The 20239-nt window shown below is 67.2% G+C and carries 21 protein-coding genes; 5 read left to right on the forward strand and 16 right to left on the reverse strand.

Annotation, left to right across the window (positions count from 1 at the left end; all coding sequences use genetic code 11):
• Positions 1-204 precede the first annotated feature (204 nt).
• The 6 genes from AC06FB_RS16655 to AC06FB_RS16680 form a co-directional block, all read right to left on the reverse strand.
• A complete protein-coding gene (locus AC06FB_RS16655; protein ID WP_053519666.1) occupies positions 205-603 on the reverse strand; it encodes an EF-hand domain-containing protein in 399 nt (132 codons plus the stop codon).
• A gap of 71 nt (positions 604-674) precedes the next feature.
• Positions 675-1742 carry a 23S rRNA (cytidine(2498)-2'-O)-methyltransferase RlmM gene (gene rlmM, locus AC06FB_RS16660; RefSeq protein ID WP_065176234.1) on the reverse strand — a complete coding sequence of 356 codons (1068 nt, stop codon included), beginning with the start codon at positions 1740-1742 and terminating at the stop codon, positions 675-677.
• Positions 1726-2286 (reverse strand): nucleoside deaminase, encoded by a 561-nt coding sequence (locus AC06FB_RS16665; protein WP_065176235.1) that lies wholly within the window; start codon positions 2284-2286, stop codon positions 1726-1728. Before AC06FB_RS16665 ends, rlmM begins: the two co-directional genes overlap by 17 nt.
• 94 nt (positions 2287-2380) lie before the next feature.
• Positions 2381-3103 carry a DUF6348 family protein gene (locus AC06FB_RS16670; protein ID WP_478053907.1) on the reverse strand — a complete coding sequence of 241 codons (723 nt, stop codon included), beginning with the start codon at positions 3101-3103 and terminating at the stop codon, positions 2381-2383.
• Positions 3104-3151: 48 nt separating this feature from the next.
• Positions 3152-3805: a hypothetical protein gene (locus AC06FB_RS16675; protein WP_346480689.1), complete on the reverse strand. Its 654-nt coding sequence runs from the start codon at positions 3803-3805 to the stop codon at positions 3152-3154.
• Positions 3806-3848: 43 nt separating this feature from the next.
• Entirely contained in the window at positions 3849-5597 is a 1749-nt protein-coding gene (locus AC06FB_RS16680; RefSeq protein WP_478053908.1) for a glutamine--tRNA ligase/YqeY domain fusion protein, read from the reverse strand.
• Positions 5598-5805: 208 nt separating this feature from the next.
• On the opposite strand from AC06FB_RS16680, the gene AC06FB_RS16685 reads away from it, so the two are divergent.
• The gene (locus AC06FB_RS16685; RefSeq protein ID WP_053519109.1) at positions 5806-6069 is read left to right on the forward strand and encodes a putative signal transducing protein; all 264 of its coding nucleotides are present in this window, start codon (positions 5806-5808) and stop codon (positions 6067-6069) included.
• 30 nt (positions 6070-6099) lie between these two features.
• Positions 6100-6765, forward strand: a complete 666-nt coding sequence (gene msrA, locus AC06FB_RS16690; RefSeq protein WP_478053917.1) for a peptide-methionine (S)-S-oxide reductase MsrA — start codon at positions 6100-6102, stop codon at positions 6763-6765.
• Between the two features lie 600 nt (positions 6766-7365).
• On the opposite strand, the gene AC06FB_RS16695 is transcribed toward msrA, so the two are convergent.
• The 5 genes from AC06FB_RS16695 to ahpC all read right to left on the reverse strand — a co-directional run bounded on the left by AC06FB_RS16695 (position 7366) and on the right by ahpC (position 12327).
• Entirely contained in the window at positions 7366-8322 is a 957-nt protein-coding gene (locus AC06FB_RS16695) for a transaldolase (protein WP_065175981.1), read from the reverse strand.
• Positions 8323-8371: 49 nt separating this feature from the next.
• Complete coding sequence (rnk, locus tag AC06FB_RS16700) at positions 8372-8776, reverse strand: nucleoside diphosphate kinase regulator (protein WP_053519113.1); 405 nt, start codon at positions 8774-8776, stop codon at positions 8372-8374.
• A gap of 122 nt (positions 8777-8898) precedes the next feature.
• Positions 8899-9864: a LysR substrate-binding domain-containing protein gene (locus AC06FB_RS16705; RefSeq protein ID WP_065175982.1), complete on the reverse strand. Its 966-nt coding sequence runs from the start codon at positions 9862-9864 to the stop codon at positions 8899-8901.
• Between the two features lie 84 nt (positions 9865-9948).
• Positions 9949-11541, reverse strand: coding sequence for an alkyl hydroperoxide reductase subunit F (gene ahpF / locus AC06FB_RS16710; RefSeq protein ID WP_053519116.1), 1593 nt, complete (start codon positions 11539-11541; stop codon positions 9949-9951).
• Between the two features lie 222 nt (positions 11542-11763).
• Positions 11764-12327 (reverse strand): alkyl hydroperoxide reductase subunit C, encoded by a 564-nt coding sequence (gene ahpC / locus AC06FB_RS16715; protein ID WP_005408159.1) that lies wholly within the window; start codon positions 12325-12327, stop codon positions 11764-11766.
• A gap of 322 nt (positions 12328-12649) precedes the next feature.
• Between ahpC and prmC the strand changes: the two genes are divergently transcribed.
• Both prmC and pip read left to right on the forward strand, forming a co-directional pair.
• Positions 12650-13507, forward strand: a complete 858-nt coding sequence (gene prmC, locus AC06FB_RS16720; RefSeq protein WP_065182850.1) for a peptide chain release factor N(5)-glutamine methyltransferase — start codon at positions 12650-12652, stop codon at positions 13505-13507.
• 48 nt (positions 13508-13555) lie between these two features.
• On the forward strand, positions 13556-14497 hold the full coding sequence (gene pip / locus AC06FB_RS16725) for a prolyl aminopeptidase (protein WP_065175985.1): 942 nt from the start codon (positions 13556-13558) through the stop codon (positions 14495-14497).
• A 78-nt stretch (positions 14498-14575) separates the two neighbouring features.
• Here pip and AC06FB_RS16730 read toward each other — a convergent pair whose 3' ends face one another.
• Positions 14576-15460, reverse strand: coding sequence for a LysR family transcriptional regulator (locus AC06FB_RS16730; RefSeq protein ID WP_346475615.1), 885 nt, complete (start codon positions 15458-15460; stop codon positions 14576-14578).
• 106 nt (positions 15461-15566) lie between these two features.
• On the opposite strand from AC06FB_RS16730, the gene AC06FB_RS16735 reads away from it, so the two are divergent.
• Positions 15567-16979: an MFS transporter gene (locus AC06FB_RS16735; protein WP_193396236.1), complete on the forward strand. Its 1413-nt coding sequence runs from the start codon at positions 15567-15569 to the stop codon at positions 16977-16979.
• 112 nt (positions 16980-17091) lie between these two features.
• Here the strand turns inward: AC06FB_RS16735 and AC06FB_RS16740 are convergent, their stop codons facing one another.
• Genes AC06FB_RS16740 through AC06FB_RS16755 form a run of 4 tightly spaced genes read right to left on the reverse strand, consistent with a single transcriptional unit; the run spans position 17092 to position 19961 of the window.
• Complete coding sequence (locus AC06FB_RS16740) at positions 17092-17889, reverse strand: N-formylglutamate amidohydrolase (protein WP_065182853.1); 798 nt, start codon at positions 17887-17889, stop codon at positions 17092-17094.
• Positions 17882-18436 carry an NUDIX hydrolase gene (locus AC06FB_RS16745; protein WP_053519128.1) on the reverse strand — a complete coding sequence of 185 codons (555 nt, stop codon included), beginning with the start codon at positions 18434-18436 and terminating at the stop codon, positions 17882-17884. The genes AC06FB_RS16740 and AC06FB_RS16745 overlap by 8 nt, the downstream gene beginning before the upstream one ends.
• On the reverse strand, positions 18433-19383 hold the full coding sequence (locus AC06FB_RS16750) for a 5'-3' exonuclease (protein ID WP_065175990.1): 951 nt from the start codon (positions 19381-19383) through the stop codon (positions 18433-18435). The genes AC06FB_RS16745 and AC06FB_RS16750 overlap by 4 nt, the downstream gene beginning before the upstream one ends.
• On the reverse strand, positions 19380-19961 hold the full coding sequence (locus tag AC06FB_RS16755; protein WP_065176012.1) for a nitroreductase family protein: 582 nt from the start codon (positions 19959-19961) through the stop codon (positions 19380-19382). The genes AC06FB_RS16750 and AC06FB_RS16755 overlap by 4 nt, the downstream gene beginning before the upstream one ends.
• Positions 19962-20239 lie beyond the last annotated feature (278 nt).

The raw sequence follows: 20239 nt of genomic DNA on the forward strand, positions 1-20239 counted from the left end.
ACCACACGATCCAGCGCGGCAACGGGACGCCGTCCGGCGGATCATCAGGCCGGTCCCGCCGGGATGGCCCGGCGCTACCCGCAGCGGATCAATCAATCAGCGCGCCGGCCAGGTCGGCACGATCCAGCGCGGCAACGGGACGCCGTTCGGCGGATCATCAGGCCGGTAGCGCCGGGCCATGCCCGGCGGGATCCGTGAACCGGATCAATCAATCAGCCAGCCGGCCAGGTCGGCACGATCCAGCTTGCCGCGGCGCTTGCTGTCCAGCGCGGTGAACTCATCGGCCAGTGCAGGATTGGCCTGGGCCTCCGCACGGCTGATGAAGCCATCACCGTCGGTATCCAGCGCGGCAAAGTGGATGCGGTACTGGCCGGTCACGCTGCTGGGTTCAACCGAGCGCACCGTGACCTGGGCCTCCCCTGCGGGCATCGGAATATCGACGCTGCCGGTGACCCGTCCGGCATTCAAGGGCTGCTGGCGGATGGCTCCGCCGGTCGGACCCAGCGGTTGGCTCTGCGCGGGTGTGGGCGGCAGCTGCTGCGCCAGCACGGGTGACGTGGCCAGCAGGACAGCCAGCAGCACGGGCAAACGCGGACGGTACATGACGGACTCCTGGCAGGCGTTGACGGAAGCGTACCCGGGGCATCCTGTGCGGGCGATGACCCTGCCGCGCATCACCGCATCGGCGATGCCAGCACGGTGATCTCTTCGCGGTCGTGATAGAGCTGCTTGGCACGCACTTCCAGCGACGTGCCAGCCTGCTCCTGGAACAGGTCCAGGCACAGCCGGGTCTCGTCCCAGCGCTTCTTCATCGGCAGTTTCAGATTGAAGATGGCATGCCTGCACCAGCCTTCGCGGAACCAGGTGGCCATGCGTTCGGCAACGCGACGCGGTTGCTCGACCATGTCGCACACCATCCAGTCCAGCGGCTGCTCCGGGTGCCAATGGAAGCCATCCGCGCGCAGGTGCTCGACCAGGCCGGTATCCAGTACGTGCTGGCGCAGGGGGCCGTTGTCGATGCTCAGCACCTGCATGTGCTGGCGGGTCAACACCCAGGTCCAGCCGCCCGGTGCCGCCCCCAGATCGGCCGCGCGCATGCCGGGTTTCACCAGTGCCTCGCGTTCTTCCGGCGCCAGCAGCGTCAGCAGGGCTTCGTCCAGCTTCAGCGCCGAACGCGAGGGGGCCTCCGGCAGCAGTTTCAGGCGCGGAATGCCCAGTGCCCACGGTGCGCTGTCGGCGGGGTCGGCCACGCAGATGAAGGCGTGGGTGCCGTCCACGAACACCACGTGCAGGCGTGGCAGCCGTGCATTGGGCTTGTCGCTGAGCTTGCCGGCCTTGCGCAGCGCCGGGCGCAACGCGTTGCCGAACGCACGGGCGAGCCCGGACAGTGGCTTGCCGGCATCCGAATCCGGATGTTCGACCCACAGATCACCAAAGCGTGGCGCATCGGCCAGCACCTCCAGCATCGGCGTGATGCGATCGGCCGGATCCAGCTGCGGCAGTTCAGCCAGCACCACCAGCTTCTGCCGCGCGAAGATCAGGCCGCGCCACGGCAACCGCGGTGCCAACGCGGCCGCTTCGTCGCACATGAACAACACATAGCCGTCGTTGCGCTGGGTACGTGCGTAGCCGGCGAAGCCTGCCTCACCGGCGCGGAACTGCAGTTCGCCGGCCAGCTCCGGCTCGAAGCCCTGCCGGCACAGGCACAGCAGGCCGATGCCGGTTTCAGTAACGGGCGCCATCGCTTTCCCCATAGGCGCGCAGCACGCTGCGTGCGGCGTCGCGGTTCAGGCCCTGCACCACCTCGATGCCACGCTTGTTGAGCTCGCCCACCCAGTCGGCCGGCAGCGGGCCTTCGTCGAACGGGGTCAGTTCCTCTACATCGGCGGCACTGGCGCCGATCAGCAGGCGGTCGATGCCGGCCCACACCGTAGCGCCGTAACACTGGCAGCACGGCTGCGAGCTGGTGGCCAGGGTGACCGGCGACAGCACGGCATTCAGGCGCGGCGTCTGCAGGCGCTGCTGGGCCAGCATGTAGGCCATGTTCTCGGCATGTGCCAACGAGGTGGCATGCGGCATCACCCGGTTCACGCCGGCGGCGATCACCTTGTCGTCCGGACCGAACACCACGGCGCCGAACGGACCGCCGCTGGCGTGCTCGACGTTCTGGCGCGACAGCTCGATGGCCAGCGCGACCTTGGCCTCATCGCCCGGATATCGACGATCCAGGTCGATCTGGTCGTGGATCCAGGCGGGAAGGGTCAGGTGGACTTGCGCATACAGCATCGCAGGGGTGCCTCGTGTGGGATGGGAAAAGTGCGGTTGCTTGGGAAACCGGCGCGCAGTGTAGCCGCACCGGCCTGTACCGGGTGTAGGCGCGTCAGCCGGGTGAGCCGGTGCGGATCACCACGTACTGCTTGCGGAACTCCAGCCCGGCCTGCGGCCAACTGGCGGCATACGCGCGCAGCAATGGCAGGGCAGGGGCGAAGTCGTGGCCATTGACCCGACAATCGGCCTCGCACAGGCCTTCGGCATCGCGCGAGGCGAACAGGCGGATGGCAAGGAACTGGCGCGCTTTCAGCAGCTCATCGAAGGCGTCCATGCTCCTGGTGAACAGGCAGCAGGGGCAGGAACCGTGGTCGTCCTCACTGCACGTGGCGACCTCCACCTCCTGCGCGCGGTAGTGGGCCAGCGGCCCCAGCACGACGGTGCGCTCGTGTTCCTTGCCGTCATCACCTGCTGGATAGGTCAGGCCCATCATCGGCAGGCCCTGCGCGTCGTCGGCGCCCACTGCGGTCTGCAGGGTGGCCAGGTCCACCCGCACCCAGGCCTGGAAGCCGGACAGCAGCGAGGCCGGCTCATCGGCGCCGTTGGCGTGCTGGTACTCGAACAGGCCATCGGCGAACAGGGTGGGGTGCTGCGCCTCGATGACCGTGGAGGTCTGCCAGCCACCGTTGTCGCGCGCGTGTGCTGCCATCGCATGCGGGGTCAGGCGCAGGCCGCTGTCCAGCACCAGCGCGCCGCCGTCGACGCGGCTGGCGATGCCAGCGTCCTGCAGGACCTGCTGCAGCAGCGGGAGGAGGGCGGTGGACGTCGTGGTCATGTCAGGCCTGTGGATGGATCGGGTGGAGCATCCAGGCCGGGCCGGGTGCTAGTGATCGAGTGCTTCGCGTTCTGCGCGATATCGCCGTGCGTCGGATTGCTGCTGCGGATCGTTGCCATGATCACGCAGCCAGGTATCCAGTTCGCGGCGATAGTCCGCGCGGAAATCGGCGTTGTCCGGGCTGAAGTGCAGCTTGCGTGCGGCCACCTCCACCCGCTCGCGCGCGCTGGCACGGGCCTGGGCGATGCCGTGTGGTGATTCGGTGGTGAGGATGACGAAGTTGCGCGGAAAGCCCGGCGTGTACTTCACCACGAACGGCTGGTCCTGAGCCGGGATGCGGATCGCGTTCTCCAGCGGCCACAGCGAAGCGGTGTTGGTGTGGAACACCACCTCCACGTCGCGACCTTCGGCGGTGCGCAACACCGCTTCGTAGCGCCAGATGTACTGTTCGTTGAGCGTGGAATTGGTTTCCTCGGCCTTCACGATCACCGCTTCACCGCGCTCGCCCACCGCATTGAGGAAAGTGGCGTTGAGGAAGCTGCCGAGGAAGATGTTGAGCATCGCCAGCGGAAACACCACGATGGCGTAGACCGGTGAACGCCGCCACCACGAGACCAGCGCGGCCAGCCCCATTGCTGCAAAGAAGGTCAGCAGCGGATGCTGCGAGATGAACCAGAGCAGGGCGGACAGGGCGGTGATCATCGTCGCGGGCGTGCGGGCGCCGTGTCGGCGCCCGCGCAGGTCTTCAGGCCGACCAGGTATCGCGCAGCGTCACGCTGCGGTTGAACACCGGCTTGGCTTCGGTGTGGTCGCGGCGGTCGGCAACGAAGTAGCCGGTGCGCTCGAACTGGAACGACTGCTCCGGCGCGGCGCTGGCCGCGGCCGGCTCGACATAGCCGGTGACGGTGCGGCGCGATTCCGGATTGAGGTAGTCGCGGTAGGTCCTGCCTTCCGACTCGTCGTCCGGGTTCGGCACCGAGAACAGCCGGTCGTACAGGCGGATCTCGGCCGGAACGCCGTGCACGGCGCTGACCCAGTGAATGGTGCCCTTGACCTTGCGGTTGGCCCCTTCCATGCCGGGGCGCGACTCCGGATCCAGCCAGCCGCGCAGCTCGGTGATGGTGCCGTCGGCATCCTTGATCACCTCATCGCAGCGGATGATGCCGGCACCACGCAGGCGCACTTCGCCGCCCGGCACCAAGCGCTTCCAGCCCTTCGGCGGTACTTCGGCGAAGTCCTCGCGGTCGATCCAGACCTCGCGCGCGAACGGCACCTGACGGCTGCCGAAGCTCTCGTCCTTCGGATGGTTGGTGAAGGTGAGCTGTTCTTCATGGCCTTCGGGCAGGTTGGTCAGCACCAGCTTGAGCGGGTCGACCACGGCCATGCGGCGCGGTGCGGCGCCATCGAGGTCTTCGCGCAGCGCGCCTTCCAGCACGCTGAAGTCGATCAGCGAGTTCTGCTTGCTGATGCCCACGCGTTCGGCGAACAGGCGCATTGCCGCCGGGGTGTAGCCGCGGCGACGCAGTCCCTGCAGGGTCGGCATGCGCGGGTCCTCCCAGCCGTCCACCAGCTGCTCGGTGACCAGCGCCATCAGCTTGCGCTTGCTCATCACCGTGTAGTTGATGTTCAGGCGCGAGAATTCGATCTGGCGCGGCTTGGCGGCTTCGCGCGGCAGGCCGGCATCGACCAGCGGCTGGGTCAGTGCGTCGTCATGGGCGAAATCGACGTTGTCCACGCACCAGTCGTAGAGCGGGCGATGGTCCTCGAATTCCAGGGTGCACAGCGAGTGGGTGATGCCCTCGATCGAATCGCCCAGTGCATGCGCGAAGTCGTACATCGGGTAGATCGGCCACGCGTTGCCCGTGTTCTGGTGCTCGACATGCTTGATGCGGTACAGCGCCGGATCGCGCAGGTTGATGTTGCCGCTGGCCATGTCGATCTTCGCGCGCAGGGTGCGCGCACCGTCCGGGAATTCACCGGCACGCATGCGGCGGAACAGGTCGAGGTTCTCCTCGACACTGCGGTCGCGCCACGGCGAGGGACGGCCCGGCTCGGTCAGGGTGCCACGGTAGGCACGCACTTCCTCGGCCGACAGGTCACACACATAGGCCTTGCCCTGCTCGATCAGCTTCTCGGCGGCGAGATAGTAGGCCTGGAAGTAATCGGAGGCGTGGCGCAGTTCGTTCCACTCGAACCCCAGCCAACGGACATCATCCTGGATGGCGGCCACGTACTCCGGGTCTTCCTTGGCCGGATTGGTGTCGTCGAAGCGCAGGTTGCATACGCCGCTGAACTCGCCGGCAATGCCGAAGTTCAGGCAGATCGACTTGGCATGGCCGATGTGCAGGTAGCCGTTCGGCTCCGGCGGAAACCGGGTCTTGATCGCCTGGTGCTTTCCGCTGGCCAGGTCCTCGCGCACGATCTGGCGGATGAAATCGCGCTTTTCGTGGCTGTCGGCGGGGGTCTCGGGGCTGGCGGGGGTGTGCTCGGACATGAGGCTGGGCGAAAAAGGGCAGAAAGACCAACAGTCTAGCGCGTAAGGGGAAGGGCTGCCGGGGTTGCGCCCGCGCTACCGGGCGCAGGGGGCCCGGCCGGCAAGTGCAGCGGGCGCAAGGGGGTAGCGCCGGGCCATGCCCGGCGAGCGCAGCGGCGGCATTCAGCCCCCGGGCGTATGCTGGAGGCCTCTCCCGTGGAGCCGCCCCATGCACATCGTGTACAAGGCCGACAATCTGTTCGACGCCCACCTGGTGAAGCACGCATTGGAAGATGCCGGCATTCCTGCCTTCGTGTTCGGCGAGCAGCTGCTGGGGGGCATGGGCGAGCTGCCGCTGTTTGGTGTACTGAGGGTCGGCATCCCCGACGCCGCGCGGGCCGAGGCTGAAGGCATCGTTGCCGGCCTGGACTTGGGCCACGCCGCCGACGCCCCCATTTCCGATGCAGACGACATTGCCGGCCTTCCGGCGTAGGAGCGCATCATGTTGGGAATCGGACAGGGCATCCTGGGCATCGGCGCCTTCAAGCAGCGCCTGCCGCGCCCGGAAGAGGCGCTGCCAGGGCGTGATCAGCCACTGCCGCTGCACAGCAACCAGCACTTCGTGAACAGTCACCCGCTGAAGGACCGCTTTGCCGGCCTGCAGCAGATCCGTTTCGCGCTTGGCTGCTTCTGGGGAGCCGAGCGCAAATTCTGGTCGGAGCCGGGCGTGTACAGCACGTCGGTCGGCTATGCCGGCGGCGTCACGCCGAATCCCACCTATGAAGAAGTCTGCTCCGGCCTGACCGGCCACACCGAAGTGGTGCAGGTGGTGTTCGATCCGAAGGTGGTGAGCCTGGAACGGTTGCTGCAGCTGTTCTGGGAAAGCCACGACCCGACCCAGGGCATGCGCCAGGGCAACGACACCGGCACCCAGTACCGTTCGGCGATCCATGCCACCGACGAAACGCAGTACGCCGCTGCGCTGGCCAGCCGCGAGGCCTACCAGGCGCAGCTGGACGCGGCCGGCTATGGCCCGATCACCACCGAGATCGTGTTCCCGGCGCCGGAGTACTACTATGGCGAGGACTATCACCAGCAGTACCTGGCGAAGAACCCGAACGGTTACTGCGGGATCGGCGGCACCGGGGTGAGCTGCCCGATCGGGCTGGATGTGGAGGCGCCGCGCTGACGCGCGGTGGTCCGCCTGCGGCGGGCAGAAGCGGAAAGCAACTGCCGAAGCAAAAGCCAGAGCCAAAGCCAAAGCCAAAGCGGCTCTGGGTTGCTGTGAGTAGGGCGGGGCGGTGTGGGTCGGCAGGACACGCCGTGAACCCATCCATGGGGGCTCGATGGCGCCATCCATGGCGCCAACGGTCCTGCCAACCCACACCACCCCACCTCCGACAGTTTCCCGGTGACGGTGGGCAAGAGCGTGGGTTACTGACGAACTGAAGGAAAACAAGAAGGACGCGGCCTTCGCCGCGTCCTTTTTGTTTGATCCTGCGGTGTCTTTTGTAGAGCGGAGCCATGCTCCGCTCCGAGCAAGCGAAGCGCGCGACCGGCTGTTGCTCTTCCTTCTTCCTTCCGTGGCGGGCAGCCACAGGAAACTGTCAGAGGGCGGGCGGGTCGGGTTCGCGGGAGTGTCCGCGGCATGGATGCCGCGGCCAAGCCTCCAGGGACGGATTCACGGCGTCTCCCGCGAACCCGACCCGCCCGACCCAGCGCGGCGGTTGCTTCATGCCTTTCGCGACCGAGCCCCCGCCACGAGGGGCTCAGCCGTTGGCTGGAACCCTTACAGCGCCGCGCGGATCCGCTCGCGCAGCGCTTCCAGATCCTTGGCGAACGCCTCGATACCGGTCGTCAGCTTCTCGGTCGCCATCGGATCGGCCGCCAGATCCGCCGCAAACGTCGCCGCATCGATCGGGGTCACCGCCACGCCGTTACCCTCACCGGGCACCAGCTTGCGCGGCAGCTCGCCGTGATCGGCGTCGAGCTTCTCCAGCAGATCCGGCGAAATGGTCAGGCGGTCGCAGCCGGCCAGCGCCTCGATCTGTGCGGTGGAACGGAACGAGGCGCCCATCACCACGGTCGGCGAACCTCGGCGCTTGAACTCCGCATACACGCTGCGCACGAACTTCACGCCCGGGTCCTCATCGATGTTGGCCGGGGTCTGGCCGTTGGCCACGTACCAGTCAAGGATGCGGCCGACGAACGGCGAGATCAGGAACGCGCCCGCTTCGCTGCAGGCCAGCGCCTGGGTCGGGTTGAAGATCAACGTCAGGTTGCAGTCGATGCCCTCGGCCTGCAGGATCCGCGCCGCTTCCACGCCTTCCCAGGTCGCCGCGATCTTGATCAGGATCTTCTCGCGCGGTACGCCGGCATCGGCGTACATCTGGATGAACTGGCGGGCCTTGGCCACGGTGGCGGCGGTGTCGTACGCCTGGTCAGCATCCACCTCGGTGGACACGCGGCCCGGCACCAGCGTGCTGAGCAGCGCGCCGACGCCGATGGTCAGCCGATCGGCCACCGCATGCACCACGGCCTCGCGGTCGCCGCTCTGCTGACGGCCCCAGGCCAGTTCGCGCTCGATCAGATCGGCATAGACCGGCAGGTCCAGTGCCTTCTTCACCAGGGTCGGGTTGGTGGTGCAGTCCACCGGCTGCAGGCGCTTGATCGCCTCGTAGTCACCGGTATCGGCAACGACCACGGACAGTTCGCGCAGCTGGGACAGTTTGGACGAGGTACTCATTACGGCTCCTGGTACGGGGAATCGGATCGCGCGCAGTGCGCAGCGGAGATCAGGGACGGTCGTTGTGCACTGCGGTCACGCGCAGGCGCAGCTTGCGACCGCCGGGTGCAGTCCAGTCGATGCTCTGGCCGACCGACAGGCCGAGCAGGGCACTGCCGACCGGGGCTAGCACGGAAACCTTGCCTTCATCGACGTTGGCTTCGCGGGGGAAGACCAGGGTCAGGACGTGCTTCTCGCCTGAGACCCCATCTTCGCACTCCACGCGGGAATGCATCATGACGATGCCTTCGGGAATCTGGTCCGGCGCCAGCACGGTGGCCCGGTTGAGTTCTTCGGCAAGCGCGAGCGCGGCAGGCGTCTGGCTCAGCGCAGGGGCTTCGAGCATGGCCTCCAGGCGGTCCATGTCGAAGGTTGAGACAGTGATCGACGGCGGCAGGCCGCTGGCGGTGTTCATGTAAAACTCCTTGGTTGAAAACCATGCAAAAGGCGGCGCCTGCTGGCGCCGCCTGTCTGTATTGTGGGGACAAATGCGACCGGAATCGACTCCCGCCGCTCGGGGGCGGGGACGCGGGGCCGTCAGCCGTTCAGCGCGGGGCCGGAAAGGCTGGCCGGATCGGCGGCCGTGCCATTGGCGGCTTCCAGCGTGAACAGCGCATGCGGCAGGCGCTTGAACTGGCTGGCCAGCTCCATCAGGAAGTCGTTCATCGCCGAGCTGCGGCGCCAGACCATCGCAATACGGCGGCTGGGCCGGCCCTCACCGATGAAATCGAGCAGGCGGATGTTGTTCGAGCGCGGGACGGGGGGCTGCACCGACAGGCTTGGCAGCAATGTGATGCCGACATCGGCGGCGACCATCTGCCGCAATGTTTCCAGGCTGGTGGCGCGGAACTCGGATTTCTCGTTGGCGCCGAACAGCCGGCACACTTCCAGCGCCTGGTCGCGCAGGCAATGGCCGTCTTCCAGCAGCAGCAGCTTCTGCGTGGCCAGTTCCTGCACATCCAGATGGGCGCGCTGCGCGAGCGGATGGCGACCGGAAACGGCCAACAGGAACGGCTCCTCGAACAGGAACTCGGCGTGCAGCTGGTCGTCGATCACCGGCAGTGCCAGCAGCGCGGCATCGAGCTTGCCTTCGCGCAGGCGCTCCAGCAGCACATCGCTCTTCTCTTCGACCAGCAGCAGTTCCAGTTCCGGGAAACGTTCGCGGATGCGCGGGATCACATGCGGCAACAGGTACGGGCCCAGGGTCGGGAAGATTCCCAGGCGCACCGTGCCGGCTTCCGGATCGCGGCTGCGCCGTGCCGCTTCCTTCAGCTGCTCCACCTCGGACACGATCACCCGCGCCCGTGCAGCGGCTTCCTGGCCGGCCGGGGTCAGCATCACCTTGCGGGGGGCCCGCTCGACCAGCGGCAGGCCCAGCTCTTCTTCCAGCTTGCGGATCTGGGTGGACAACGTGGGCTGGCTGACGAAGCACGACGCGGCAGCCCGACCGAAATGCTTGTGGTCGGCCAGGGCTACCAGGTACTTCAGATCGCGTAGATTCATCCTCACATCCCAGGGATAACGGACCGGCTGGCGGCGTGGTCACCCCGCAGCTGACAATGCTCCCGGCAACCCGGGAGCAGTGGATCAGGCAGCTTCGGCAACGGCTCCGCTGCTCTTGCTCACCGACGAGCGGATCAGATGATCGAACGCGCTCAGTGCGGCGGTCGAGCCGGCGCCCATGGCGATGATGATCTGCTTGTAGGGTACCGTCGTGCAATCACCTGCGGCGAACACGCCGGGCACACTGGTCTGGCCACGGTCGTCGATGACGATCTCGCCGCGCGGCGACAGCGCCACGGTGTCCTTCAGCCACTCGGTGTTGGGCAGCAGGCCGATCTGCACGAAGATGCCTTCCAGCTCCACGCGGTGGGCGTCGCCACCGATGCGGTCCTTGTAGACCAGCCCGGTGACCCGGCTGCCATCGCCCAGCACTTCGGTGGTCTGGGCGCTGGTCAGCACGGTGACATTGCCGAGGCTGCGAAGCTTCTTCTGCAGCACCTCATCGGCGCGCAGGCTGGAATCGAATTCCAGCAGGGTTACATGCGACACGATGCCGGCCAGATCGATGGCAGCTTCAACGCCGGAGTTGCCACCACCGATCACCGCCACGCGCTTGCCCTTGAACAGCGGGCCATCGCAGTGCGGGCAGTAGGCCACACCCTTGTTGCGGTACTGCTCTTCGCCCGGCACATTCATCTGCCGCCAGCGCGCACCGGTGGACAGGATCACCGAACGCGACTTCAGCACCGCGCCGTTTTCCAGCTGCACCTGTACCAGCCCATCGTCGCCGGCCGGCACCAGCGCGGTGGCGCGCTGCAGATCCATGATGTCCACGTCGTACTCGCGCACATGCTGCTCCAGCGCGGTGGCGAGCTTCGGGCCTTCGGTCTCCTTGACCGAGATGAAGTTCTCGATGGCCATGGTGTCCAGTACCTGGCCGCCGAAGCGCTCGGCGGCGATGCCGGTGCGGATGCCCTTGCGCGCGGCGTAGATCGCTGCGGCCGCGCCAGCCGGGCCGCCGCCCACCACCAGCACGTCGAAGGCCTGCTTGGCGGCGATCTTCTCTGCGTCGCGCTTGCTGGCGTTGGTATCCAGCTTGGCGACGATCTGTTCGAGCGTCATCCGGCCCTGGTCGAAGACTTCACCGTTGAGATACACGGTCGGCACCGACATGATCTCGCGCTTCTCCACTTCCTCCTGGAACAGCGCGCCGTCGATGGCCACGTGCTGGATGCGCGGATTGAGCACCGCGGCCAGGTTCAGCGCCTGCACCACGTCCGGGCAGTTCTGGCAGGACAGGGAGAAATAGGTCTCGAACCGGTACTCGCCTTCCAGGCTCTGCACCTGCTCGATCAGCTCGGCGGTGGCCTTGGACGGATGACCACCCACCTGCAGCAGCGCCAGCACCAGCGAGGTGAATTCATGGCCCATCGGCAGGCCGGCGAAGGTCAGGTGGATGTCCTGGCCGGGCGTGCCCAGGTCGAACGAAGGCACGCGGCCCTGGCCATCACGCAGCACCTGCAGCGAGATGCTGTCGGACAGGCTTTCCAGGGTCTGCAGCAGTTCCAGCATTTCCCGCGACTTGTCGCCGTCGTCGGCATGCGCGGTGATCTGGATGGGGCGGGTCACGCGCTCCAGATAGGTCTTCAGCTGCGACTGCAGGTTGGCGTCCAACATCGGGTCTTCTCCTGGATTCAGGCAAACAGGGGGCGTGGCACCGCTGTAGAAGGTAGCGGACCAGCAGGGGGTAGGGGTGAACCCAAGACAGCGACCGTGGAAGGGGCTGGCTGGCCGCGACGGGCCGGCGATGGCTGTCTTGGGTTCACCCCCACGCCGGCGATGCCGCCGGCATGGAGATGGGCCTGCCGTGGCGTGGGGCCACGGCGTGCCGGTGCTGCGTTAGATCTTGCCGACCAGGTCCAGCGACGGGGTCAGGGTCTTCTCGCCTTCCTTCCACTTCGCCGGGCACACCTGGTTCGGGTTGGCGGCGGTGAACTGGGCGGCCTTCAGCTTGCGCAGGGTCTCGGAGACGTCGCGGGCGATCTCGTTGGAGTGGATCTCCAGGGTCTTGATCACGCCTTCCGGATTGATGATGAAGGTGCCGCGCAGGGCCAGGCCCTCTTCCGGAATGTGCACGCCGAAGGCGTTGGTCAGCTGGTGGGTCGGGTCGCCGACCAGCGGGAACTGGGCCTTGCCGACGGCCGGCGAGGTTTCGTGCCACACCTTGTGCGAGAAGTGCGTGTCGGTGGTGACGATGTAGACCTCAGCGCCAGCCTTCTTGAACTCGGCGTAGTGGTCGGCGGCGTCTTCGATCTCGGTCGGGCAGTTGAAGGTGAATGCAGCCGGCATGAAGATCAGGACGGACCACTGGCCCTTCAGGCTGGCATCGGAAACCTTGATGAACTCGCCGTTGTGGTAGGCGTTGGCTTCAAACGGCTGGATCTGGGTATTGATGAGGGACATCATTTTTCCTCTGGGTGAAGGGAGTGGGTGAATCGACAGGAGCTAGGTTACCGGCTCAGTTGCGATAAGAACAATCCATTGATTGCATCTATTTGATAGATGGAGCCTATCAAATTGCCATGAGCCCGCACTGAACCTTGCGTCCCTCATCCTGCAACTGCCTGTGTGACAAGGAAAATCGCCAGGGACGCGTGAAGAGGGCTGATAGCCCCTCCTTATGCCCTCGGGCGAAACCTGAACGGATTCCAGCTTTTGTAGAGCCGAGCCCATGCTCGGCTGTTCCAGAAGCAGCCGAGCATGGGCTCGGCTCTACAATTGCGGAATGTCTTCCCCAACCCAACCCTCCCTGCGCCAGGTGGTGGCCGACGCCAGCGCCCGCCTGGGCGGCATCGACGCCCGCCACGAAGCCGAGCTGCTGCTGCTGCATGTGCTGGAGCGTCCACGCAGCTGGCTGTTCGCCCATGCGACCGATCCGCTGCCGGCAACGGCGCAGGCTGCCTTCGAGGCGCTGCTGGCGCGTCGCGCCGCCGGTGAGCCGGTGGCCTACCTGACCGGCCGGCGCGGGTTCTGGACGCTTGATCTGCGGGTCGATGCGGCGACCCTCATCCCGCGTCCGGAAACCGAACTGCTGGTGGAGCTGGCGCTGGAACGCCTGCCATCGGACCGCCCGCTGTCCGTGGCCGACCTCGGCACCGGCAGTGGTGCGATCGCCCTGGCCCTGGCCAGCGAGCGGCCGCTGGCACAGGTGCTGGCCACCGATGCCAGCCCCGGTGCACTGGCCATGGCTGCGCGCAATGCCGCCCACCATGAACTGCGCAACGTGCGTTTCGCTGAAGGTGGACAGGACTGGTACGCACCGCTGCAGGGCGCGCGCTTTGCACTGATTGCCAGCAATCCGCCCTACATCGCCAGCGAAGATCCGCATCTGCAGCAGGGCGACCTGAGGTTCGAGCCGGCCAGCGCGCTGGCGTCCGGCATCGACGGACTGGACGATATCCGCCGCATCGTTGCAGGCGCGCCCGAACACCTGCAGCCGGCGGGCTGGCTGCTGATCGAGCACGGCTGGGACCAGGGCGCGGCGATCCGCACGCTGTTCGATGCGGCCGGTTTCGCCGACGTGCAGACCCAGCAGGACCTTGAGCAGCGTGATCGGGTCACCCTCGGCCGGCGACCGGCCTAGAATGGGGGTTCTCCTGCCCCGGCAGGGCATCACCCTGGAGCTGCAAGCATGCGTACGCTGTACCCCGCCATCACCCCCTATGACGTCGGCACCCTGAAGGTCGACGACCGCCACACGCTGTACTTCGAGCAGTGCGGCAATCCGGATGGCAAGCCGGTGGTGATGCTGCACGGCGGTCCGGGGGGCGGTTGCAGCGACAAGATGCGCCAGTTCCATGACCCGGCGAAGTACCGCATCATCCTGTTCGACCAGCGCGGTGCCGGCCGCTCCACGCCGCATGCGGATCTGGTGGACAACACCACCTGGGACCTGGTGGCCGATATCGAGCGGCTGCGCGAACATCTGAACGTCGACCGCTGGCAGGTGTTCGGAGGCAGCTGGGGGTCAACCCTGGCGCTGGCCTACGCCGAAACCCATCCGCAGCGCGTCACCGAACTGGTTCTGCGCGGCATCTTCATGCTCCGCCGCTGGGAGCTGGAGTGGTTCTACCAGGAAGGCGCCAACCGCCTGTTCCCCGATGCATGGGAGCACTATCTGAAGCCCATTCCGGTGGTTGAACGCCATGACCTGATCTCGGCGTTCCACCGTCGCCTGACCAGTGAAGACGAGGCGACCCGCCTGGAAGCAGCCAAGGCCTGGGCCGTGTGGGAGGGTGCGACCAGCTTCCTGCATGTGGATGACGACTTCATCAACAGCCACGAAGACCCGCATTTCGCGCTGGCCTTTGCCCGTATCGAGAACCACTACTTCGTCAATGGTGGCTTCTTCGAGGTGGAAGACCAGCTGCTGCGCGACGCGCACCGCATCGCCGACATCCCGGGCGTGATCGTGCATGGCCGCTACGACGTGGTGTGCCCGCTCGCCAATGCCTGGGACCTGACCAAGGTGTGGCCGAAGGCGAAGCTGGAAATCACCCCGGCATCGGGCCACTCCGCGTTCGAAGCGGAGAATGTCGACGCGCTGGTGCGCGCCACGGACAGCTTCGCGTAACACGCCGGTAGCGCCGGGCCACGCCCGGCGGCATCGCGATCTGTTGCCGCGGTCTGACTCGCCGGGCATGGCCCGGTGCTACCAGTCCCCTGCAAGCAGCGCGTCGGCCAGCACCTGCAGCTTCGGCGAGTGCTGGCGCGAAGGTGGGTAGATCAAAGAGAGTTCGCGGCTGCGGCCTTCATACGGTTGCAGCACGCGCAGCAGACGGCCGTCGGCCAAGGCGTCGGCCACGGCGAAGTCCATTACCTGCACGATGCCGATGCCGGCGATGGCGGCTTCCACCAACGGGTCGCCGCTGTCGAACACCATCCGCGTCGGTGGCGTGAACTCGCGCAGCTGGCCGTCCTGAAGGAACTGCCAGTCCACCAGGCGGCCACTGCGCAGGTTGCGCACGGCCAGGCAGGCATGCCCCGCCAGTGCGGCCACATCACCCGGTGCACCGCGCCGGGCAAGGTAGTCCGGGCTGGCGACGGTCACCCAGCGCAGCGGTCGCAGGGGCCGGGCGACGATGCGCTGGTCGGCGATGGTGCCGGTACGCAGCGCGGCGTCGAACCCCTCATCGACCAGGTCGACCAGGCGATCGCTTAGCACGGCTTCGACCTGCAGTTGTGAATGGCGCTCCAGCAGCGGCGCCAGCAGGGGCACCAGCACCTTGCGGCCGAACATCGACGGCGCACTGATCTTCAGCGTGCCCGACGGCGTGCAGGGGCGATCGGCAAGCTGCCGTTCCGCGTCCTCCAGTCCGCACAGCAGTGGCGCGACCTGTTCCACAAACTGGCGCCCATCCGGGGTCAATGCCACGTTGCGCGTGTTCCGCTGCAGCAGCTTCACGCCCAGGTCCACCTCGAGTCGGCTGATCGCGCGCGACAGCCCGGATTGGCTCAGGCCGAGCTGGCCGGCAGCGACGGTGAAGCTGCGTGCTTCGGCCACGTGCACCAGCATGCGCACCGCGTTGAGGTCCATCGATGATCCACTCATGCAGAAAATCATGACAGATATGGCGGGTGAGGGGTTTATTGATTTCGCTGCATCAATGAGACTGCGCTCCCCCCTTCAGTCCAGACCACCGATGCCTCCCCTCAAATACCCGCGCTGGGCACTGACCCTGCTGGCCACCGCCCAGCTGATCATCGCCCTGGATGCCACCATCATCTTTGTCGCGCTGCATGACATGGGCCGCGCGCTGCAGATCAACGCGCAGCAGCTGCAATGGGTGGTCAGTGCCTACACCGTGGCCTTCGGCGGCAGCCTGCTGCTGGGCGGGCGTGCCGCCGACCTGATCGGCCGCCGCCGCTTCTACCGCCTGGGCATGCTGTTGTTCGCGGTGGCATCGCTGCTCGGCGCGCTGGCGCCGAATGCGGGCCTGTTGATCATCGCGCGCGCAGCGCAGGGCATCGGTGCCGCGCTGCTGTTCCCGGCAACGCTGGCCCTGATCAACACGCTGTATGAAGAAGGCCCGGCCCGCAACCGCGCGCTGGCGATCTGGAGCATGGCCAGTGCAGTGGGTCTTGCCTTGGGTACGCTGCTCGGTGGCGTACTCACCCAGGCCTTCGGCTGGCCGGCGGTGCTGGCGGTGATCGTGCCGCTGGCCACCGCGTGCGCGCTTGCCGCCGGTGCGTGGCTGCCGCCCGATGCTTCGCGCCCGCAGGGCCGTTCGTTCGATCTGGCCGGCTGCATCACCGTGACCCTGGGTGGCAGCCTGCTGGTGACCACGCTGGTACAGGGCCCCGAATGGGGGTGGGCGGCGCCCGTCACGCTGGGCTGCCTGGTGCTGTCGATACTGATCCTGTTCGCGTTCGTGCAGATCGAGCTGCGCAGCCGCGATCCACTGATGCAGTTCGCGCTGCTGCGCCTGCCGGGCCTTCGTGCCGCCCTCGGCCTGACCTTCGCGTTCATGAGCAGCTACGGTGTGCAGTACTACTTCATGGCGCTGTACTTCCAGGACGGCTACGGCTGGAGTCCGCTGCAGGCCGGCCTGGCATTCCTGCCGGCCACGGCGGTGTGCACCGTGGGCATCCAGCTTGCCGAGTGGACGCTGCAGCGCTGGAGCGCGCGCAGAGTGCTTGTGATCGGCAACCTGGCCGGTGCCGTCGGCATCGCCTGGGTGGCGGCGGCACTGCCGCATGCCTCGAATTTCTGGCCATTGCTGCCGGGCGTGGTGGTGTTGAGCATCGGCCAGGGAATGACCTGGACCGCGATGTGGATCGTGGCGGGTCAGGGCGTGCCGGCGGCGCAGCAGGGCGTGGCGTCGGGCATGGCGGCCACCGCGCAGCAGATCGGCGGTGCGCTGGGCCTGGCGGTACTGGTGATGGTGGCCAACGCCGACGTGGCAGCTGCCGGCTCTCCGGATGCGCTGACCGGGCTGGTGCGTGCGGAGTACGGCGCCGCAGTGTTTGCACTGCTCGGCGTGGTCATCGCGCTGGCCCTGCGCCCGGCGCCGGTCGCCCCGGCGGTCCCCGCCTGCCTGGCCAACGACGCATGATCGGCCTGCAGGATGACCCGGTAGCGCCGGGCCATCCCCGGCGAGGCGCAACGCGACGGTGAATCCTCCAGTGCCGCCGGGCATGGCCCGGCGCTACCGGGCCCGGATGGCGTTACACCGATGCCAGCAGCCGTGGCTGCAACGCGCTGAAGATCCGCGCCAGCCGCTCGGCCCACGCCTGCTGCCCGGCCGCGTCGGCGATCAGGTCCTGACGGATCTCCAGTTCCACGTGCACCAGGCCGCGCCCTTCGCCGTGCACCGGTACCGCGTAGTCGCTGGTACTGCTTACCGAATACGGTTCGTTGTCACCGACCACCAGATCGCCTTCCTCGCGCAGTGCCTGCAGCAGGGCGTGGGCAAAGCGCGTGTCCTGGTGGTAGAGCACGCCGGCATGCCATGGCCGCAGCGTGCCGTTCATGGAGGGAGTGAAGCTGTGCATCATCACCAGCAGGGTCGGGCGGCCGGCTTCGCGGCGCGCATCCAGTTCCGCTTCGATGCGGGCGTGATAGGGCGCGTGGATCGCGTCGATGCGCTGCTGCCGTTGTGCGGCCGACAGGCCGGCGTTGCCCGGTACCACGGTGTGATCGCTTGCTTCCGGAATCAGGGTCGGCGATGCCAGCGGACGGTTGCAGTCGATCAGCAGGCGCGAATAGGTCTGCTCGATGGCCCAGGCATCCAGCCGTTCGGCCAATGCACGCGTGGTGCCGGCGATGCCGATGTCCCAGCCGATATGGCGGTCAAGTTCGCGCTGCGGCAGGCCGAGGCCGGCCAGTGCGCGCGGTACCTGCTGCCCGGCGTGATCGGCCAGCAGCAGGTACGGCGAAGCGCCCTGCGGCCGGTGGATGGTGTAGATCGCCGGGTCGTCAGCGCCCAGCAATGCCGGCAAGGTGTGCAGGTCGGCGTCAGCCACGCGGGCGCCCGTCCAGGTGATGTTCGATCATCCACAGCCCGGCCCAGAGCTTGGCATCGAGCTCGTAGCCTTCGCCCATCTTCTGCACCAGCCACGCGGCAGCCTGCTTGAGCGGGACCTCGTGCACCGTGATGTCCTCGCTGTCATCGCCGCCGCCTTCGCCGATCCGGCGCAGGCCGGTGGCGCGCACGAAGGCGATCTTCTCGCTGCTGGCGCCTGAGGAGGTCGGGCCGATCATCAGCACTTCGGCGTGCTCGGCGGTCCAGCCGGTCTCTTCTTCCAGTTCGCGTACCGCCGAGACTTCGATCGACTCGCCGGCATGGATGTCACCGACCAGCCCGGCCGGCATCTCGATGGTCGATGCCTGCAGGGGCACGCGGAACTGCTCGACGAACAGCACCTTGTCCTCGGGGGTGACGGCGATGATGATCGCCGCCAGGCCACCGGCGTGGGTGCGTTCGCTGTATTCCCAGGTGCCGCGTACCAGCATGCGCTGGTACTTGCCTTCATAGACGACACGCGGGGCTTCGGTATTGCGCTGGCTCATGCGGGCTCGCCGGAATTGGAAAAGGAGGGAGTGGGAAGCGGGTCGGCCATGCCGGCGGCGTTGAACAGCCGGCGGCGGGTCATCGGGCCGAAGCGCAGGGTCTGGCACAGGCCGCCGAGCAGCTCCGGGTCGGCCGTCTGCCGCAGCAGGCCGGGCTGGCAGCCTTCCAGCGGCGCGTCCAGCGCGATGGTGGTCAGCTGTCGCCAGAGCAGGGCATGCTCGCGCTGCTCGCGCAGGCGCACTGCCATCTGCGCTGCGCCGCGCAGGCGCAGGAAGGGCACTTCGTCCAGGCGCTCGTACAGCACATCCAGGCTGCCGAAGTGGGCCAGCAGGACCGCCGCGGACTTGCTGCCGACGCCGCTGATGCCGGGGATGTTGTCCACCGCATCGCCGCACAGTGCCAGGTAGTCGGCGATCTGGTGCGCATGCACGCCATGCCGCGCTTTCACCCCGGCCACGCTCCAGCGCTGGTTGCGCGCATAGTCCCACTGCTCGTCGTGGTCCAGCAGCAGCTGCGACAGGTCCTTGTCGGCGGAAATGATGACACCGCGGTGGCTGCCGCGGTGCACATGCAGGGCGCTGCCGATCAGGTCGTCGGCCTCGTAGTCGTGATGGGCAAGCACGGCCAGACCGAGCGCCGCGCACAGTGCCTTGCAATGCACGAACTGGCGCTTCAGCGCCTCCGGAGCCGGATCGCGGTTGGCCTTGTACGCCGGATACAGGCGATGGCGGAAGCCGCTGTCCAGCGCCTCGTCAAAGGCGATGGCGATGTGCTGCGGACGCTCGCGTTCGAGCAGGTCCAGCAGGAAGCGCGCGAAGCCGTGCACGGCATTGGTCGGCCAGCCCTGCGCATCCTGGAACTGGTCGGGCAGCGAGTGCCAGGCACGGAACACGTAGATGCTGGCGTCGACCAGGTACAGCGCCGGCGCCGGTGCCGGCAAGGTCATGCCGGTGGCGTCCAGTCGCGCAGCAGGGCGGCTGGATCCGGACGCTCGCGCTCGGGCACGTCGGCGCGGGCGGTGCCGATATGGATGAAACCGGCGATGCGCTCGCCGTCGGCCAGCCCCAGATGGGCGTGTACGGCCGGGTCGAACGCCATCCACGCCGTCAGCCACTGGGCGCCGAAGCCCAGCGCCTGTGCGGCCTGCAGCAGGGCGAAGCAGACGCATCCAGCGGTCATCAGCTGCTCCTGCTCGGGCACCTTCGGGTCGGGGCGGGGGCTGGCCACCACCACGATCACCAGCGGCGCATGGCTGAAACGCTGGCGATCCTTCTCGAACACGGCCTCGCCGGCAGTGGGATCGCGCTGGCGGCTGCGCTCGGCCAGGAACGCGCCCAGAGTGTGACGCGCATCGCCGGCAATCTTCAGGAACCGGAACGGCACCCGCTTGCCGTGGTCGGGCACCCGCACCGCCGAGGAGAGCATGCGCAGCAGGGTCTGCGGGTCCGGCCCGGGCTCGCCCAGCTGCCGCGAGGGCACCGAGCGGCGGGCATCGAGGGCAAGCAGGGCGGCGGGGTCGGGCATGGCGTCTGAACCGGTCATCACGGGCATTTGATTATAGTCGCGGTGGTCGATGACGCCGTGGCTGCGGCGTCTGTCCCCTCACTATCAAACTGTGATGAACATCATGCCACTGGCGGCAATCGGACGCCGGCTTCCTCTCGCTTCGCGGGCCTTGCACGGCTTACGATATCCCTCTTGCCGGGCCGTGGGTCACGAGGTTTGAAGTGAGGACTGTTTCACTGTCCGTGAGGGGCGGGCCGGCCTACCATCGACGTATCGGTACATGGGGTGTGCCGGTC

Source organism: Stenotrophomonas sp. Steno-C15, assembly GCF_056393265.1.

Coding starts and splice junctions, on each gene's coding strand:
- AC06FB_RS16655 (WP_053519666.1), bottom strand. CDS start 603: ATGTACCGTCCGCGTTTGCCCGTGCTGCTGGCTGTCCTGCTGGCCACG.
- rlmM (WP_065176234.1), bottom strand. CDS start 1,742: ATGGCGCCCGTTACTGAAACCGGCATCGGCCTGCTGTGCCTGTGCCGG.
- AC06FB_RS16665 (WP_065176235.1), bottom strand. CDS start 2,286: ATGCTGTATGCGCAAGTCCACCTGACCCTTCCCGCCTGGATCCACGAC.
- AC06FB_RS16670 (WP_478053907.1), bottom strand. CDS start 3,103: ATGACCACGACGTCCACCGCCCTCCTCCCGCTGCTGCAGCAGGTCCTG.
- AC06FB_RS16675 (WP_346480689.1), bottom strand. CDS start 3,805: ATGATCACCGCCCTGTCCGCCCTGCTCTGGTTCATCTCGCAGCATCCG.
- AC06FB_RS16680 (WP_478053908.1), bottom strand. CDS start 5,597: ATGTCCGAGCACACCCCCGCCAGCCCCGAGACCCCCGCCGACAGCCAC.
- AC06FB_RS16685 (WP_053519109.1), top strand. CDS start 5,806: ATGCACATCGTGTACAAGGCCGACAATCTGTTCGACGCCCACCTGGTG.
- AC06FB_RS16695 (WP_065175981.1), bottom strand. CDS start 8,322: ATGAGTACCTCGTCCAAACTGTCCCAGCTGCGCGAACTGTCCGTGGTC.
- rnk (WP_053519113.1), bottom strand. CDS start 8,776: ATGAACACCGCCAGCGGCCTGCCGCCGTCGATCACTGTCTCAACCTTC.
- AC06FB_RS16705 (WP_065175982.1), bottom strand. CDS start 9,864: ATGAATCTACGCGATCTGAAGTACCTGGTAGCCCTGGCCGACCACAAG.
- ahpF (WP_053519116.1), bottom strand. CDS start 11,541: ATGTTGGACGCCAACCTGCAGTCGCAGCTGAAGACCTATCTGGAGCGC.
- ahpC (WP_005408159.1), bottom strand. CDS start 12,327: ATGTCCCTCATCAATACCCAGATCCAGCCGTTTGAAGCCAACGCCTAC.
- prmC (WP_065182850.1), top strand. CDS start 12,650: ATGTCTTCCCCAACCCAACCCTCCCTGCGCCAGGTGGTGGCCGACGCC.
- pip (WP_065175985.1), top strand. CDS start 13,556: ATGCGTACGCTGTACCCCGCCATCACCCCCTATGACGTCGGCACCCTG.
- AC06FB_RS16730 (WP_346475615.1), bottom strand. CDS start 15,460: ATGGACCTCAACGCGGTGCGCATGCTGGTGCACGTGGCCGAAGCACGC.
- AC06FB_RS16735 (WP_193396236.1), top strand. CDS start 15,567: ATGCCTCCCCTCAAATACCCGCGCTGGGCACTGACCCTGCTGGCCACC.
- AC06FB_RS16745 (WP_053519128.1), bottom strand. CDS start 18,436: ATGAGCCAGCGCAATACCGAAGCCCCGCGTGTCGTCTATGAAGGCAAG.
- AC06FB_RS16750 (WP_065175990.1), bottom strand. CDS start 19,383: ATGACCTTGCCGGCACCGGCGCCGGCGCTGTACCTGGTCGACGCCAGC.
- AC06FB_RS16755 (WP_065176012.1), bottom strand. CDS start 19,961: ATGCCCGACCCCGCCGCCCTGCTTGCCCTCGATGCCCGCCGCTCGGTG.